Source organism: Zhihengliuella sp. ISTPL4 (assembly GCF_002848265.1).
In the GTDB taxonomy this organism is placed as follows: Bacteria; Actinomycetota; Actinomycetes; order Actinomycetales; family Microbacteriaceae; genus Microbacterium.
In genome coordinates this window covers 3,444,415-3,460,752 of the sequence record NZ_CP025422.1, presented here as the reverse complement: position 1 = coordinate 3,460,752, position 16,338 = coordinate 3,444,415, and the positions used below count along the sequence as shown (strand labels likewise).

At 69.4% G+C, this 16,338-nt stretch carries 16 protein-coding genes and 1 tRNA gene; 10 read left to right on the top strand and 7 right to left on the bottom strand.

Going from position 1 to position 16,338, the window contains the following annotated elements:
* Positions 1-43: 43 nt before the first annotated feature.
* The 7 genes from CYL12_RS16655 (at position 44) to CYL12_RS16625 (ending at position 8,625) form a co-directional block, all read left to right on the top strand.
* On the top strand, positions 44-2,212 hold the full coding sequence (locus CYL12_RS16655; RefSeq protein ID WP_101848868.1) for an RNA degradosome polyphosphate kinase: 2,169 nt from the start codon (positions 44-46) through the stop codon (positions 2,210-2,212).
* Positions 2,209-3,195 carry an NUDIX hydrolase gene (locus CYL12_RS16650; RefSeq protein WP_101848545.1) on the top strand — a complete coding sequence of 329 codons (987 nt, stop codon included), beginning with the start codon at positions 2,209-2,211 and terminating at the stop codon, positions 3,193-3,195. Before CYL12_RS16655 ends, CYL12_RS16650 begins: the two co-directional genes overlap by 4 nt.
* A 239-nt stretch (positions 3,196-3,434) precedes the next feature.
* Entirely contained in the window at positions 3,435-4,538 is a 1,104-nt protein-coding gene (locus CYL12_RS16645) for a phosphate ABC transporter substrate-binding protein PstS (protein WP_101848544.1), read from the top strand.
* 106 nt (positions 4,539-4,644) lie between these two features.
* On the top strand, positions 4,645-5,628 hold the full coding sequence (gene pstC, locus CYL12_RS16640; protein WP_101848543.1) for a phosphate ABC transporter permease subunit PstC: 984 nt from the start codon (positions 4,645-4,647) through the stop codon (positions 5,626-5,628).
* 1 nt (position 5,629) lies between these two features.
* The gene (gene pstA / locus CYL12_RS16635) at positions 5,630-6,727 is read left to right on the top strand and encodes a phosphate ABC transporter permease PstA (protein WP_101848542.1); all 1,098 of its coding nucleotides are present in this window, start codon (positions 5,630-5,632) and stop codon (positions 6,725-6,727) included.
* Positions 6,728-6,756: 29 nt separating this feature from the next.
* Entirely contained in the window at positions 6,757-7,536 is a 780-nt protein-coding gene (gene pstB, locus CYL12_RS16630) for a phosphate ABC transporter ATP-binding protein PstB (RefSeq protein ID WP_025104291.1), read from the top strand.
* A gap of 276 nt (positions 7,537-7,812) precedes the next feature.
* Positions 7,813-8,625, top strand: a complete 813-nt coding sequence (locus tag CYL12_RS16625; protein ID WP_101848541.1) for a hypothetical protein — start codon at positions 7,813-7,815, stop codon at positions 8,623-8,625.
* A 132-nt stretch (positions 8,626-8,757) separates the two neighbouring features.
* Here CYL12_RS16625 and CYL12_RS16620 read toward each other — a convergent pair whose 3' ends face one another.
* The 5 genes from CYL12_RS16620 to CYL12_RS16600 all read right to left on the bottom strand — a co-directional run bounded on the left by CYL12_RS16620 (position 8,758) and on the right by CYL12_RS16600 (position 13,592).
* A complete protein-coding gene (locus CYL12_RS16620; protein WP_101848540.1) occupies positions 8,758-9,642 on the bottom strand; it encodes an aminodeoxychorismate lyase in 885 nt (294 codons plus the stop codon).
* A gap of 168 nt (positions 9,643-9,810) precedes the next feature.
* Complete coding sequence (locus CYL12_RS16615; protein WP_101848539.1) at positions 9,811-10,440, bottom strand: DNA-directed RNA polymerase subunit beta; 630 nt, start codon at positions 10,438-10,440, stop codon at positions 9,811-9,813.
* 29 nt (positions 10,441-10,469) lie between these two features.
* On the bottom strand, positions 10,470-11,249 hold the full coding sequence (locus CYL12_RS16610; protein WP_101848538.1) for an anti-sigma factor: 780 nt from the start codon (positions 11,247-11,249) through the stop codon (positions 10,470-10,472).
* Complete coding sequence (sigK, locus tag CYL12_RS16605; protein WP_199399159.1) at positions 11,246-11,848, bottom strand: ECF RNA polymerase sigma factor SigK; 603 nt, start codon at positions 11,846-11,848, stop codon at positions 11,246-11,248. Before sigK ends, CYL12_RS16610 begins: the two co-directional genes overlap by 4 nt.
* 31 nt (positions 11,849-11,879) lie before the next feature.
* Entirely contained in the window at positions 11,880-13,592 is a 1,713-nt protein-coding gene (locus CYL12_RS16600; protein WP_101848537.1) for a cytochrome c biogenesis protein DipZ, read from the bottom strand.
* Positions 13,593-13,759: 167 nt separating this feature from the next.
* Between CYL12_RS16600 and CYL12_RS16595 the strand changes: the two genes are divergently transcribed.
* Both CYL12_RS16595 and CYL12_RS16590 read left to right on the top strand, forming a co-directional pair.
* Positions 13,760-14,419, top strand: coding sequence for a fasciclin domain-containing protein (locus CYL12_RS16595; RefSeq protein WP_101848866.1), 660 nt, complete (start codon positions 13,760-13,762; stop codon positions 14,417-14,419).
* Positions 14,420-14,554: 135 nt separating this feature from the next.
* Positions 14,555-14,627, top strand: a tRNA-Lys gene (locus CYL12_RS16590).
* Between the two features lie 8 nt (positions 14,628-14,635).
* On the opposite strand, the gene CYL12_RS16585 is transcribed toward CYL12_RS16590, so the two are convergent.
* Positions 14,636-15,100 (bottom strand): hypothetical protein, encoded by a 465-nt coding sequence (locus CYL12_RS16585; protein ID WP_101848536.1) that lies wholly within the window; start codon positions 15,098-15,100, stop codon positions 14,636-14,638.
* Positions 15,101-15,257: 157 nt separating this feature from the next.
* Between CYL12_RS16585 and CYL12_RS16580 the strand changes: the two genes are divergently transcribed.
* The gene (locus tag CYL12_RS16580; protein ID WP_101848535.1) at positions 15,258-15,803 is read left to right on the top strand and encodes a type 1 glutamine amidotransferase domain-containing protein; all 546 of its coding nucleotides are present in this window, start codon (positions 15,258-15,260) and stop codon (positions 15,801-15,803) included.
* A gap of 3 nt (positions 15,804-15,806) precedes the next feature.
* On the opposite strand, the gene CYL12_RS16575 is transcribed toward CYL12_RS16580, so the two are convergent.
* Positions 15,807-16,325 carry a CGNR zinc finger domain-containing protein gene (locus CYL12_RS16575; protein WP_101848534.1) on the bottom strand — a complete coding sequence of 173 codons (519 nt, stop codon included), beginning with the start codon at positions 16,323-16,325 and terminating at the stop codon, positions 15,807-15,809.
* Positions 16,326-16,338 lie beyond the last annotated feature (13 nt).

The window sequence follows — 16,338 nt, the reverse complement described above, 5'->3', positions numbered from 1 at the left end:
GCCGTTCACACGCTCGACACCTGCCGGTGCTTAGATGTACCCCATGATCGATCCCGCACTCGCCGACGCCGGACTCGGTGACGCCGAAGACGACGACTTCGACGACGCCGTCGAGGCGCCGGACTCGCAGCTCCCCGACCACCGCTATCTGGACCGCGAGCTGAGCTGGCTCGCGTTCAACCAGCGCGTGCTGGAGCTCGCGGAGGATCCGTCGCTGCCGGAGCTGGAGCGGGCGAACTTCCTGGCGATCTTCGCCAGCAACCTCGACGAGTTCTTCATGGTGCGCGTGGCCGGACTCAAGCGGCGCATCATGACCGGCCTCGCCGTGCCGACCAACATCGGGCGCTCCCCCGTCGACGCCCTCGCCGACATCTCGCGGGAGGCCCACGCGCTCCAGCTCCGCCACGCGGATGCCTGGACGAAGCTCGTCCGTCCCGCCCTCGCCGACTCCGGTATCGAGATCACCGAGTGGGCGGATCTGACCGACGACGAACGCCGCGCGCTGTCCGACTACTTCGGCGCGCAGGTCTTCCCGGTGCTCATGCCGTTGGCCGTCGACCCGGCGCACCCGTTCCCCTACATCTCCGGACTCTCCCTGAACCTCGCCATCCGCATCCGCAATGCGCGGACCGGTCGGCAGGAGTTCGCCCGCCTCAAGGTGCCGCCCATGCTGCCGCGCTTCGTCGAGGTGCCGTCGGCAGGCGAGATCAAGCGCTTCCTCCGCCTCGAGGAGCTCATCGCCAACCACCTCGGTGATCTCTTCCCCGGCATGGAGGTGCTCGACCACCACGCGTTCCGCCTCACCCGGAACGAGGACGTGGAGATCGAGGAGGACGAGAGCGAGAACCTCATCCAGGCGCTGGAAGCCGAGCTGCTGCGCCGCCGGTTCGGTCCACCCATCCGGCTCGAGATCACCGACGACATGGACGAGGTCACGATGGACCTCCTCGTGCGCGAACTCGACATCACCGACCAGGAGGTCTACCGCCTCCCCGGGCCGCTCGATCTGCGCGGGCTCTTCGACCTGTCACGCATCGATCGCCCGGACCTGCGGTACCCGCCGCACCTGCCCACGACAGCTGTCGCGTTCCAGCCGACCGGCTCCAACACGCGTGCCGACATCTTCAAGGCGATCCGCAAGTCCGACGTCCTCGTGCACCACCCGTACGAGTCGTTCACCACGAGCGTGCAGGCATTCCTCGAGCAGGCCGCCCGCGACCCGCACGTGCTCGCCATCAAGCAGACGTTGTACCGGACCTCTGGCGACAGCCCCGTCGTGCAGGCCCTCATCGACGCCGCCGAGGCCGGCAAGCAGGTGCTCGCGCTCGTCGAGGTGAAGGCCCGCTTCGACGAGGCCAACAACATCGTGTGGGCGCGCAAGCTGGAGAAGGCGGGCGTGCACGTGGTGTACGGTCTCGTCGGACTCAAGACGCACTGCAAGCTCGCCCTCGTGATCCGCGAAGAGGACGGCATGCTCCGTCACTACTCCCACGTCGGCACCGGCAACTACAACCCGAAGACGAGCCGCATCTACGAGGACTTCGGGCTGTTCACCGCCGACGCCCAGGTCGGCAAGGACCTCACGCGGCTGTTCAACGAGCTCAGCGGCTACGCGATCGAGAAGAAGTTCAAGCGCCTCCTCGTCGCCCCGCTGCACCTCCGCAAGGGCCTCGTCCGGCTGATCGACGCCGAACGACGGATCGCCGAGTCGGGCAAGCCCGCGCACATCCGCATCAAGGTCAACTCGATGGTCGACGAGGAGATCATCGATGCGCTCTACCGGGCCAGCGCCGCCGGCGTGAAGGTCGACGTCTGGGTGCGCGGCATCTGCAGCCTGCGGACCGACCTCGACGGGATCAGCGACAACATCACGGTCCGCAGCATCCTGGGTCGCTACCTCGAGCACTCCCGCATCTTCACGTTCGAGAACGACGGCGACCCGCAGGTGTACATCGGCAGCGCCGACATGATGCACCGCAACCTCGACCGTCGCGTCGAGGCCCTCGTGCGGGTCACCGACAGCGCGCACCTCAAGGAGCTCACCGCATTCTTCGATCTGGCGATGGACGACCGCACGTCCTCGTGGCACCTCGGCCGCGACGGCGTGTGGGAGCGCCACGCCGTGGATGCCGACGGCAAGCCGCTCGTCGACCTGCAGGATAAGACCATGGGGATGATCCAGCGACGTCGTCGGGCGCGGGCGGTTCGATGACGGCGCGGCAGGTCCAGCTCCCGGAGCCCGCCACCGACGCGAAGTGGGCGAGCAAGGCCGTGTACGCGGCCGGGGCCGTCGTGTGGCGGCTGATCGACGGCAAGCTGCGCATCCTGCTCATCCACCGCACCAAGTACCGGGACGTCACCCTTCCGAAGGGCAAGGTCGACCCGGGCGAGATGCTCGCCGAGACGGCGGTGCGCGAGGTGCACGAGGAGACCGGCATCCGCGTCGCGCTCGGGGTCCCGGTCGGGATCAGCCGCTACCACCTCGCGTCCCGCAAGCAGAAGGTCGTGCATTACTGGGCCGCCGAGGCGACGGACGCGGCGATCCGCGCCTCGACCTTCGTACCCAACCGCGAGATCGCCGCGCTGGAGTGGGTCAGTGTCAAGAAGGCCCGCACCGCGCTGAGCTATCCCGTCGACCTCGAGATCCTGGATGCGTTCGCCGCGCTCGTGGATGACGGCGTGCTGCGGACGTTCCCGGTGATCGCCCTCCGGCACGCGAAGGCCCTGCCCCGGTCCGAGTGGGACAAGGCCGACGCCGCGCGGCCCCTCACCGACCGAGGAAAGCGGCAGGCGAAAGCCATCGTCGGTCCGCTCCGCGCGTTCGGCGTGCGCAAGATCGTCAGCAGCGACGCGGTGCGCTGCGTGCAGACCGTCGCACCGCTCGCGAAGGCTCTGGACCGGAAGCCGGTCCTCACCGAGAAGATCAGCCAGGACGCGTGGGAAGAGGGCGTCGCCGATCTGCGCGCGGTCGTCGGCCGTCGCATCCGCTCCGGAAAGCCCGCTGTGCTGTGCAGTCACGGCCCTGTGCTCCCCGGTCTCCTCTCGGAGATCGCCCTCGCGACCGGCACCGTGCACGGTTCGTACGTCAGCAGCGCCGCCGATCTGGAGACCGGTGCGTTCTCCGTCGTGCACGTCTCGGCGACCAACCCCGGCTCCGGCATCATCTCCATCGAGACGCACGCGCCGAAGGTCTGACGCTCCCCCTCGTTCGAGTCGCGCACTTCGCCGGTTCTCGGCCGGGACGGGCGCCATGTGAGGGATGCGGACGGGAGGCGTCGCCCCCGGGACCCGCACAACGACGGGGATCGCCCCCAGAGAGTCGCCGGTCGTTCACCTGCCGTTCACCTGCTCGGGAGAGTCTCGTTAACCGTCGCCCCTAGCGTCACTGTGTGCCCTGCACCGGGCCCCACCCCTCCAAGATCGAAGGATCCACAGTGAAGATCTCCCGAATCGCACGAATCGGCGCCATCGGCGCCGTCGCCGCTCTCGCCCTCGCCGGCTGTGCCGCGAACGAAGGCGGAACCGGCGGCTCCAGCGAAGAGCCCTCGGAGTCCACGCTCTCCGGCACGATCGACGCGACCGGCGCGTCCTCGCAGACCGCAGCCCAGGAGGCCTGGGTCGCCGCTTTCCAGACGGCAAACCCCGACGTGACGGTCAACTACGAGCCCACCGGCTCCGGCACCGGCCGCGAGAACTTCCTCGAGGGCGGCAGCAACTTCATCGGCTCCGACCGCGCATTCAACGACGAGGAGATCGCCGCCGGCGGCTTCGGCGCCTGCACGACCGACGACATCGTCGAGGTCCCCCTCTACATCTCCCCCGTTGCGGTCGCCTTCAACCTCGAGGGCATCGACACCCTGAACCTCGACGCCCCCACGATCGCGGGCATCTTCGCCGGCACGATCACCAACTGGAGCGACGAGGCCATCGCAGCCCTCAACGACGGCGTCGAGCTGCCCGACCTGGCGATCTCGCCGGTGCACCGCTCCGACCCCTCGGGCACGCAGGAGACCTTCGCCGAGTACCTCAGCGCGACGGCCCCCGACGTCTGGACCTACGAGGTCTCGGACGAGTGGCCGATCCAGGGCGGCGAGGCCGCTCAGGGCACCTCGGGTGTGAAGCAGGCCCTCACCGCCGGCAACGGCGCCATCGGCTTCCTCGACGCCTCCCAGGCGGACGGCCTCGGCCAGGTCGCCGTGGGCGTCGGCGAGGACTTCGTCGCCTACTCGGCTGAGGCCGCCGCCAAGCTCGTCGAGGGCTCGCCGCTCGCCGAGGGCCGTGGCGAAGGCGACCTCGTCTTCGACGTCGACCCGGCCGCCGCCGCGGACGGCGCCTACCCGATCGCCCTGGTCAGCTACCTCATCGGCTGCGAGCAGTACGAGGACAGCAACGTCGCGGAGCTCGTGAAGGAGTACTTCTCGTACGTCGCGAGCGCCGAGGGCCAGGACGCCGCCGCGGAGAACGCCGGCAGCGCCCCGATCTCGGACGGCCTGCGCGAGCAGGTCCAGGCCGCGATCGACCTGATCCAGGTCGGCTGATCCTGCCGATCCACTGACGACGGTGCCCCCGCGTCCCCGAGCGGGCGCGGGGGCTCCGCCAGGTCAGCACCCGATCCATCTCCACCCGGCCCGAAACAGGGAGATCATGAGCACGACAGCGCAGGAGCCGACAACGGCACCGGCACCGACCCCGGCGCCGCCTACACCGATCAAGGCCAAGCAGCGCCTCGGCGACCGGGTCTTCTCCGGCACCGCGCTGGCGTCCGGCATCATCATCCTGATCGTGCTGGCGCTCGTCGCCGCCTTCCTCATCATCCAGAGCCTGCCGGCCTTCCAACTGGACACCACGGACAACCACATCCTCCGAGGCCAGTCATTCTGGGAGTACGTGTGGCCGCTCGTCTTCGGCACCCTGTGGGCCTCGTTCATGGCCCTGCTGATCGCCGCGCCCATCGCCATCGGCATCGCGCTCTTCATCTCGCACTACGCACACCGTCGGCTTGCCGCCTTCCTCGGCTACATCATCGATCTCCTCGCCGCGGTGCCCTCCGTGGTCTTCGGCCTCTGGGGCGGCCTCGTGCTCGCCCCCATGCTGCAGCCGATCTACGTCTGGCTCAACGAGAACGCCTCGTGGGTGCCGTTCTTCGGCGGACAGGTCTCCGCGACCGGGAAGACCATCCTCACCGCCGCGCTCGTCCTCGCCGTCATGTGCATCCCGATCATGACCGCCATCTGCCGCGAGGTCTTCCTGCAGACCCCGAAGCTCCACGAGGAGGCGGCCCTGGCCCTCGGCTCCACGCGCTGGGAGATGGTCCGGATGGCCGTCCTCCCCTTCGCCCGCGGCGGCATGGTGTCGGCCGCGATGCTCGCCCTCGGTCGCGCGCTCGGTGAGACCATGGCCGTCACCATGGTCCTCTCGCCCTCGGCGGTCGTGAGCTTCCTCGTGCTCACCGCCACGAACCCCACACCGATCCCTGCGAACATCGCCCTCGCCTTCCCGGAGGCGCACGGCACCGGCGTGAACACCCTGATCGCGACCGGCCTCATCCTCTTCGTCGTGACCTTCGCGGTCAACGCGCTGGCGCGCTGGATCGTCGCCCGCCGCGCCGAGTTCTCGGGAGCGAACTGACATGACCGTCCTCACCAGCGCGCCGCCCGCCGCAAGCACCACCGCCCTCACCTCCGGACGTCTGCCGAAGTGGGCGCCGTGGGCCCTCCTCGGGGTCTCGTTCGTGGTCTCGGCCGCCGTCTTCGGTGTCGCCGCCGCGGGCTCCGACACCCCGCTCGCCGACTTCAACATCGCCGGTACCGTCATCGTCGGCATCCTGCTCTACATGGTGATCATCACCGTGATCTCGTCGATCGCGGAGAGCCGCCGCAAAGCCGTGGACCGGCTGATGACGGCCCTCGTCGCGACGGCCTTCCTCATCGCCCTGCTTCCGCTGATCTCGCTGCTGTGGACCGTGGTGGCGAACGGCATCGAGCGCTTCGACGCCGAGTTCTTCTCCTACTCGATGCGCAACGTCGTCGGCGATGGCGGCGGCATCGTGCACGCGATCTGGGGCACCGTCCTCATCACGCTGACGGCGACGATCATCTCCGTGCCGGTCGGTCTGATGACCTCCATCTACCTCGTCGAATACGGCCGCGGGAGGATCGCGAAGGCCATCACGTTCTTCGTCGACGTCATGACGGGCATCCCGTCGATCGTCGCCGGTCTGTTCATCTACGCCGTCTTCGCGCTCCTGATCCGTCCCGGCATCTCGATGGGCTTCATGGGCGCGCTCGCGCTGGCGGTGCTGATGACCCCGGTCGTCGTCCGCGGGAGCGAGGAGCTGCTCCGCATCGTCCCGAACGAACTGCGCGAGGCCTCCTACGCCCTGGGCGTGCCGAAGTGGCTCACGATCCTCAAGGTCGTCCTGCCCACGTCCATCGCCGGCATCATGACCTCTGTCATGCTGGCGATCTCCCGTGTGATCGGCGAGACGGCCCCGTTGCTGCTCACCGCCGGCTTCACGCAGAGCCTCAACACGAACATCTTCGACGGTCAGATGATGACCCTTCCGGTGTTCGCCTACAACCAGTACATGAACCAGGGCACGAACCCGGACGCCGCTGTCGAGCGCGCCTGGGCCGCTGCCCTCACCCTCATCCTCATCGTCATGGTGCTGAACCTGCTCGCCCGCCTGATCGCGAAGCTGTTCGCCCCGAAGGTCAACGGCCGCTGAGCGCCCGACCACTCAGAATAGGAATCCACGTGTCCAAGAGCATCGAAGTCAACGACCTCAACGTCTACTACGGCAACTTCCTCGCGGTCGAAGGCGTCTCCCTCGACATCCAGCCGCGCAGCGTCACGGCCTTCATCGGCCCGTCGGGCTGTGGCAAGTCCACCTTCCTCCGCACCCTCAACCGCATGCACGAGGTCATCCCCGGCGCCCGCGTCGAGGGCGAGGTGCTGCTCGACGGCAAGGACCTGTACGGCGCCGGCGTCGACCCGGTGCTCGTGCGCCGTCAGGTCGGCATGGTGTTCCAGCGACCGAACCCGTTCCCCACGATGTCCATCAAGGAGAACGTGCTCGCGGGTGTGAAGCTCAACAACAAGCGGATGTCGAAGAGCGAGCAGGACGACCTCGTCGAGAAGTCCCTCACCGGCGCGAACCTGTGGAACGAGGTCAAGGACCGCCTCGACCGTCCGGGTTCCGGGCTCTCGGGCGGCCAGCAGCAGCGTCTCTGCATCGCCCGCGCGATCGCCGTGTCGCCCGAGGTGCTGCTGATGGACGAGCCGTGCTCGGCCCTCGACCCCATCTCGACCTACGCGATCGAGGAGCTGATCGGCGAGCTGAAGAACGAGTTCACGATCGTCATCGTGACGCACAACATGCAGCAGGCGAGCCGCGTCTCCGACAAGACCGCCTTCTTCAACATCGCCGGCACCGGGAAGCCCGGCAAGCTCATCGAGTACGACGACACGACGAGCATCTTCACGACCCCGTCCGTGCAGGCCACCGAGGACTACGTCTCCGGCCGCTTCGGCTGACCCACCCTCTCTTCGGTCTTCGGGCCCGGACGCCTCGCGTCCGGGCCTTTCCCGTCTCCCGCCCGTCCCCGGACCTGTTGCCGGGCACAACTTCGGAGATGCCGCGCGACACGCCGTCGCCCGGGCTCCGGCCACGGCGTGTCTCCTTCGATCTCCGAAGCTGTGCACGGGTCGTGACTCCTGCACAGATCGCGAGTCGGGAGGATCGTCCACAGACGGTGCGCTACCGAGGCGAGTCGCGGCCGGGGAGGCCGAGACGGCGCGAATGATGGCGGGATGTGCACGGGGCGAGGGACGCAGGTGTGGACGTATGCCGCGCTCCGCGCCCGGCACGGACGACGGCAGATCGAGCGTCGGGTGCGCGGCGGCACACTCGTCCGGGCGCGGCGCGGGGTCTATGCGACGGACGGCGCGTGCGTGGAGGTCGTGACCGCCGCCGCCCACGGCGGGGTCCTCGGCTGCGGGTCCGCAGCGCGGCATCTCGGGCTCTGGGTGCTCGACGAGCCGGCCCTCCACGTCTGGATGCATCACGACCGCCATCAGTATCCGCACGAGGACTGCCGGTGCGTGACGCACTGGGATGCTGCGACGTCGAGCAGTGCCTTCGAGCAGCCGGGGGTGCCCCTCGTGCTCCGGCAGATCTACGGCTGCCGAGGGCCAGAGGCGTTCTTCGTCGCGCTGGAGTCCGCGCGCCGGCTCGGACTCATCGACGAGGCCGGGCTGCGCCGGCTCGGTGACCGGCTCGGAGCCGAGGGACGCGACCTCATCGCGTTTTCGCGGGCCGACGCCGACAGCGGGCTGGAGTCTCTGGTGCGGCTGCGGATCCGGCGGTATGGGTGGCGCGTGCGGACGCAGGTCGGCGTGGTCGGGACCGGCCGGGTGGACCTCCTCATCGACGGCTGGCTCATCATCGAGACCGACGGACGCGCCAACCACGAGGAGAGCTCGCTCCGGCACCGCGATCTGGTCCGCGATGCGACCGCCGCCGGCTGGGGTCACCCCACGCTCCGCTTCGACTACGCGATGGTCCTCCACGACTGGCCCCTCGTCGAGCGCGCCATCCTCGAGACCATGCGTCGCCGCCCCTGACCCCGGCCCAGCATCCTGCCGCCCTGTGCCGTGCACAGCTTCGGAGATCACCGAGGACACGCCGGTATCGGGCGGTGAGTGTCGGCGTGTGGTGCGGCATCTCCGGAGTCGTGCCCGCGGAGCCGGAAGACCTCAGTCGCGCGGGGAGAGGAGGTAGGTGTTGAGATCCTCCGTGAGGGCGGCGTCGACGGGAACCGGCGTGCCGTCGATCGCGGTGATGGCGGTGGCGAGTCGCACGCTCGACACGAGCCAGGCGGCATCGGCTCGCGTCAGGTCGGCAGCGGGGATGCGGTCGTACCCGACCTCGAAGCCGCGCGCGAGGAGGTGATCGTAGACGCTGAGCTGCGTGGTGCCGTGCAGGATGCCGCCGTTCGGGGCCGGGGTCGTGAACCGGTCGCCGAAGCGCAGGATGAGGGAGGCCGTCGGGGCCTCCAGCACGAAGCCGTCGCTCGACAGGAAGATGGCGTCGTCGGCTCCGCGGCGCTTGGCCTCGCGCAGGGCCGCCATGTTCACGGCGTAGGACAGCGTCTTCGCCCCGAGGAGCAACCAGGGCGCCCGCTCGGCGGCGCCGAGGTCGTACCCGCGGTCGAGGGTGACGACCTTCACGCCGTTCCGCCGCACCGCCGCGAAGTCCGCTGCCGGAGCCGCCGTGACCCACGCGGTCGGCGTCGGCCCGTGCTCGACGCCGCGGCTGAGGATGAGCTTGATGACCGACTCCCCCGCGTCGAGCTGCGCCGCGGCCTGCTGGATCGCCTGCCGCCACTGCTCCTGGTTGGGCACCGGCAGGTCGCAGAGCCGCGCCGAGTGCGCAAGGCGCTCCAGATGCGGGACGACCTCCTGCGCGTGCCCGTCGATCACGCCGATGGATTCGAACACCCCGTCGCCCCGTTGTGTGCTCAGCTCGCCCACGCTGAGCGCCGGGGCCGCGGCGTCCACCTGGGTGAAAGTGCCGGCGTAGTCGGCGCGCTGCTCGTCGGCGGCGACGGGATCGATCATGAGGGCGAAGCGACGGGTCATGTGACGAGCCTAGGCCGCGGGGAATACCCACCGCGTCCTCGCGTTACACTGGAGTGGCCGGGCCGCATAACCCCGGGCTCCAATTTTCGCCGCTGTGAGCGGCCTTCCGCCGAGAGGCGTTCTTGCGGCCCGGTCTTTCTCTGTCCGGACGCCGTCTCCGGATGCGGCTCAGGCCAGCGCTCCGGTGCGCCACAGCGCCGCCGACGCCGCGAGGTCCTGCGCATAGCTGCTCAGCCGCAGAGCCCGTGTCGTCAGCTCGCTGGCACGGGCGGGCTCCGTCGGCTCGTAGTCGTCGGCGGTGTGCGTCGCGCCGGAGGCCTGGACGCGGCAGAACGCCGCCGCGCGCTCCAGGGCCACGGCGAAGTCTCCGCGGAAGGCGCCGCGCAGGATCGTGTCGATGAGCGCCACGAGCTCGTCCGGGCTCGCGGGCACCGGCGCCCCGGCGACCACGGCATCGGCCGACGGCAGCTCGACCCTCCCCCGGTCGTAGAGGAGCGCCGCCGTGGCCGGATCGCCGTGGATGGCGAGCTGAAGGACGTACAGCCGCCACAGGGATCCGGGCAGGGTGCGCGATGGCGCCTTCGACCACAGCTCCGCGATCTCGTCGATACCGTGCTCGCTCGTGAAGGCGATGAGCCGCTCGACGCTCGCCCCGCTCTCGTCCTCACGGACGCGGGTCAGCAGCGCGGAGGCGGTGGCGTGCGCGACGCGCGTCTCCTCGGCAGGGTCATGGGCGCCGACGATGTTGTCGAAGGCGCTCGTCGGACGACGCACGGGACGGTGGTGCTGCTCGGGCATCCCTCCAGGGTACGCCCGACCGCCGCCGATCAGGCCGTGGGGATGACGATGACCGGGTCGGTCGTGGGGAGCCCGGACGGCGATCCGCCCTCCTGCTCGACCGTCACGGCGATCGCATCGCCCGCCTGCATCTCACCCTCGAGGAGAGCGGTGGCCTCTCCGTCGTCGACGTCGAACACACCCGCGGCGATCGGATCCTCTCCCCGCACGAACCACAGCTCGTAGGTCTTGCCGTCCGCCACCTCGGGCAGTCCGTCCGTGACGAGCACGGCCTTGCCGACCGAGCCCGACCAGTGCGCCGTCGCCGTCGCGCCGTCGTCGAGCTCGACCGTCGCCTTCTGCGCGTCGCCCGCGGATTCGATCTCCTGCAGGGCGACGACACTCGCCGGGCGGTTCAGCTGGTCGTTCAGGGCGACCGCACCGATCCCGACCCCCACGAGGAGCGCGAGGCACGCGGCGAGCGCGAAAGCGAGCCGGGTCCAGCGGCGAGCCGGAGCGGGAGCGGCGGCGCCGGAGGCAGGGCTCTCGTCCGCGGGTCCGTCGGACTCGCCCGAGTCGGACGCGGAGTCCGCGGCGGCGCCCTGCGGAGCCTGGGCGATCTGCGCGAGCAGAGCCGCACGGATGCCGGCGGGCGGAGCGACCGGAGCCACACCGTCGGCGAGGAGTGCGGCCGCCTTCGCATCAGCGTCGTGCTGCGCCGCCCACTCCGGGTGCTCGGCGAGGGCGCGCCGGTAACGGCGCTCCTCCTCTGCCGTCAGCGCGTGGAGCGCGGCACCTGCCGCGAGCTCTGCGAAGTCCTTCTCGTTCATGCCGTCACCCCCATCGCCGTGCGGAGCCGGGTCAGCCCGTCTCTCATCCGTGTCTTGATCGTGCCCAGCGGTGCTCCCACGAGCGCCGCGATCTCGTTCTGACTGTAACCGCCGTAGTAGGCGAGGACGAGCGCCTCCCGCTGCGCCTCGGGAAGCCCCGTCAGCGCCGCGACGACTCGCTCTCCCTCGATCCCCAGCTCGACCCGTTCCGCCACGCTGTCGTGCGCGACGCCGAGGTCTTTGTAGCCGGCACGCACGTCCCGGTCCGCACTCGACTGCGAAGCCCGCACTCGATCCACGGCCCGGCGATGCGCGATCGTCATCACCCAGGTTCGTCCCTGTCCCTTGTTCGGAGCGAACCGGGAAGCGGATTGCCAGATCTCGAGGAAGACCTCCTGCAGCACTTCCTCGCTCTGCGCGCGGTTCACGAGCACGCGGAGGATGAGCCCGAAGACGCGGGAGGAGAGGGAGTCGTACAGCGTCGCGAAGGCAGCCTGATCACCGGAGGCGACGCGGACGAGGAGGTCGGCGACAGCATCCTGCGGCGCCGTCCCGTCCTCGGGGACGTCCATCCCATCGATGACCATCTCCATAAGCATGCCGTATCTCCTCCCTCTTCCCGTGCAGACGTCACCCGAACGTGAACGAATACACCTCGACGCCGGAGGGGACCTCGAGCGTGAACGTGCCCTTCTCGATGTCGTCCTGCTCGAGCAGGCCGTAGGAGCGTGGCGTCCCGTCGATCCGGATCGTCTGCTCGTTCCCGTCGGCGTCGGTGACCACCACCTCACCCGACCCGGCGACGACCATGCGCACCTCGGCCCCGCGATACTGCAACCGGATCCGCGCGCCCTCAGCCGTCGGCGTGACGTACTGGGTCTCCACCGTCCAGTCGCCGTCCAGAGCGAAGCTGTCGTCCGGCTGGTCGTCCGGGAAGCGGAAGCTGCCCTCACCTCGGCGGTACTCGTCACCGCCGCCGTAGTTGACGTCCTTCGAGGAGCCGAGGAAGGTCTCCCGGGTCGTGGCTCCCACGTCCGGGGTCTCGTCCTTCACGTCCGTGGCGGCGGGGAGATCGACGTCCGGGTCCGCGTCCTGCAGCAGCTCCCGGATCATCGCCTCCGTCGCGGCATAGTTGCCCTCACCGAAGGAGATGTGACGCACAGTGCCCTCCGCGTCGATGAGGTAGTGCGCGGGCCAGTACCGGTTGCGGTAGTTGGTCCAGGTGGAGAGGGTGTTGTCGAGAGCGACGGGGTACTCGATGCCGAAGTCGCGCGCGCCGGCCGCGACGTTCCCCGGATCCTTCTCGAACGCGTACTCGGGCGAGTGGATGCCGATCACCTGCAGTCCCGCGTCCCGGTAGGCCTCATCCCAGGCCACGACGTGCGGGATGGAGCGCTGGCAGTTGATGCAGGAGTACGCCCAGAAGTCGATGAGCACGACCTGTCCGCGCAGGTCCTTCAGGTCGATCCCCTCCCCGTCCGGGGTGTTGAGCCACTGCTGGATCCCCTTGATGGACGGCGCCGTCCCGCACGACTCCAGCTCGGTCGCGCCGTTCGTGCACTGGTCGAGGTCCTTGTTCTCCTCGTTGACCAGGCCGCCGAGGTCGAGCGCGTCCTGCACCTGCTCCGAGTCCGCGATCTGCTCCTGCAGCGGGGCGGTGTAATCCGGAAGCAACCGCTGCAGCGCCTGGGGGACGTTGAACACGAGACCCACGGCGAGCGCGATCATCGCCACCCCGGCGGCGATCCGGAGCGCCCGCTCCTTCGTCCGGAAGGCGCGGATGCGCTCGATGACGCTGCGGCCGGCGAGCGCGAAGATCAGCAGGGGTACGGCGACGCCGATCGCGAAGGAGACGGTGAGCAGCACGGTGCCGACGCCGATCTGCCCCGTGGAGCCCGCGACGATGATGGCCGCGAGCACCGGGCCCGCGCACGGGACGAACACCGCTCCGAGGGCGAGACCGACGCCGAACCCGTTGCCGCGGTTCTTGACCTCGCGCTGGCCGAAGCGCTGGAACGGCCGCTCCAGGATGTGCTGGAACCGCGGCACGATGAGTCCCACTCCGATGATGACCAGCACCGCGATGCCCACCCAGCGGATGATGTCCTGCGGGAGGTTCAGCAGACCCAGGAGGAGCGAGCCGGCGAGCGTCACGAGCGTGAAGCTCAGCACGAGACCCGCGATGACGAAGTAGGGGCGGCTGCGTTTCGCCGGCACCGCCTCCCCCTCGTAGGACGCCGACTGGGCGCCGCCGGTGAGGAAGATCACCGGGAGCACGGGCAGGATGCACGGCGAGATGCCGGTGATGAGCCCGCCGAGCAGGCCGATGATGATCAGGTCCATGAGGTCCTCGTCTCTGTCGGGTGCTGTTCGCGCCGACCCCCCGCAACGGATTGGATCGGATCGGATTTCGAGGAATCTCGAAATTCCTCCCATCCGATTCCGGAAGGCTTCCGAACAGCCCTCGACGCCACGGAGAGGCCGTGGCCGGAGTTTCGAAGGAGCTCGACATGTTCAGCACCAAGAAGAAGGTCACCGCAGCAGTCACCCTGGGTCTGGCGAGCGCATTCCTGCTCTCGGCATGTTCCATGGGCAGCGGAACGAGCACGGAGGAGTCGTCGGAGCCGACGACGCCGGAGTCGTCGGAGTCGACGCCGATGGAGATGGACCCCGCGGCCAACCTGGTCGGCCCGGGCTGCGCGGCTTATGCGGAAGAGGTCCCGGACGGCGCCGGCTCCATCCAGGGCATGTCCCAGGACCCGGTGGCGGTCGCCGCCTCGAACAACCCCATGCTGACGACACTCGTCTCGGCGGTGAGCGGTGAGCTCAACCCGGACGTGAACCTCGTCGACACGCTCAACGGCGATGAGTTCACCGTCTTCGCACCGGTCGACGACGCGTTCGCGAAGATCGACGCCGCGACGATCGAGACCCTGAAGACCGACAGCGACCTGCTCACGTCGATCCTCACGTACCACGTGGTCCCCGGCCAGATCGAGCCGTCGGACATCGAGGGCATGCACACGACCGTCCAGGGCGCCGACGTCGAGGTGACCGGCAGCGGTGACGAGTGGATGGTCAACGATGCCAACGTCATCTGCGGCGGCGTGCAGACCGCGAACGCGACCGTGTACCTCATCGACTCGGTCCTGATGCCCCCGGCTGAGTAAGCCAGGGACGGTGCCGGCGACCCGACCGGCACACGGCCTCCCCGGTTGTCAGGAGGGACACGGGGCAGGTGAAGGGGCCGTCGGCGGCTGTAGCGCCGACGGCCCCTCGTCGTGCGCCCCCTAGACTGGGAGCACGGGCCTCTAGCTCAGTTGGCAGAGCATCGGACTTTTAATCCGCGGGTCGTGGGTTCGAGCCCCACGGGGCCCACCGCATCCTCAGTCGTCGCCACCCGCGTTCCCGGAGAGCAGGTCGTCGCGGATCCCGGCGACGCCGTCCGGCAGCGTCTCGCCGTGCAGCACGAAGTCGGGAGCGTCCGGGCTCCCCCCGACACCGCAGACCGCGACGTTGTCCTGGCCGTCGATCGTCTCCGGGACGGCCACGAACCACACCGCCGTCTCCTCCAGCCACTCGGCGGTCGCCATGTCGGCGAAGAACGTCGCATCCGGCGAGATCGTGCGGATCTTGTCGGTGCAGAGGGAGACCAGCTGCCCCTTCGTGAAGGCACCGGCGGCGGGCGGCGACGACGTCTCCGTGGGTGCCGGGGTCGGGGTGGGCCCCGGCGAAGTCGACGGCGTCGCCGAGGCGCTGGACGTCGCGGTCGGCGTCGGTTCCGGAGACGGCGTGCAGCCGGCGAGGACGACCAGCACCGGCAGGAGGAGGAAAGCGGGACGGAGGCGCATGTCCGGATCGTATCGACTCGCCCGCGCTGTTCCGCCCCGCACCGCCACCCTGTATCACCGTCGCCCTCCACTGGCCACCCCCTGGCGGGGCTCTGAGCGCCGCGAGAGGGTCGAAGAGTCCCCGAAACAGGGCGACTTCCCATGGAAAGGACGGACCATGACTCTCACCGGAAACCGCGTGGCATTCCTGGCGACGGACGGCTTCGAGGACAGCGAGCTCACGAGCCCCTGGGATGCCGTGACGACGGAAGGCGCGAGCGCCACGCTCATCGCCCCCGACGGCGCGGCCATCACCGGCAAGAACGGCCACGAGCAGGCCGTCGACCTGAAGGCCGCCGACGCCTCCGCCGACCAGTTCGACGCCCTCGTGCTTCCCGGCGGCGTGGTGAACGCCGACCACCTCCGCATGGATCAGGCCTCCATCGACCTGGCCCGCGCGTTCTTCGAGCAGCACAAGCCCGTCGGCGTGATCTGCCACGGCGCCTGGATCCTCATCGAGGCCGGCGTCGTGGACGGCCGGACGATCACGAGCTACCCGAGCCTGAAGACCGACCTCCGCAACGCCGGCGCGAGCTGGGTGGACGAGGAGGTCGTCGTCGACGAGGGCCTCGTGTCGAGCCGGACCCCTGATGACCTCCCGGCGTTCAACGCGAAGCTCGTCGAGGAGATCGGCGAGGGCAAGCACGCGGGACAGACCGCCTGACGCTCAGCTGACGCGCGCCCGATGGCGCCGCACGGCCGCCCGGTTCGCGCACCTCACGGAGCAGAACCGCTGGCGGCCGTTGCGCGTCACATCCGCGACGACGTTCGTGCAGGGCGCGGCATCGCAGCGTCCGAGGCGGTTCATCCCTCTCGTCACGAGGTGCAGCGCGGTGCCGAGGTTGATGATCGCGCGCAGGACGAAGGGCAGCGATCGCACGTCGTCCCGATAGTGCAGATGCCAGCCCTCGTCATCGTGGTTCGTGAGCCGGGGGTAGGCACCAGCGGCGGCGAGCTGATCGTTGAGCAGGCTGGCTCGCGCGTCGGCGTCCGGTTCGTCGACGATGGCCAGCCAGTCGTCGATCACGGCACGCACCTGCGCGTGGTCGTCCGGCGCGGGAGGAAAGGTCTGCGTCATCCCCAGCGCGAGCGTGCGCTCCTCGATGCCGGCGCGATCCGTCGGCCAGTCGTTCGCGAGGGACGCGGCGAGGAGGACGGCATACTCGCCGTAAGGGTTGAGATGCATAAGACCATTACAT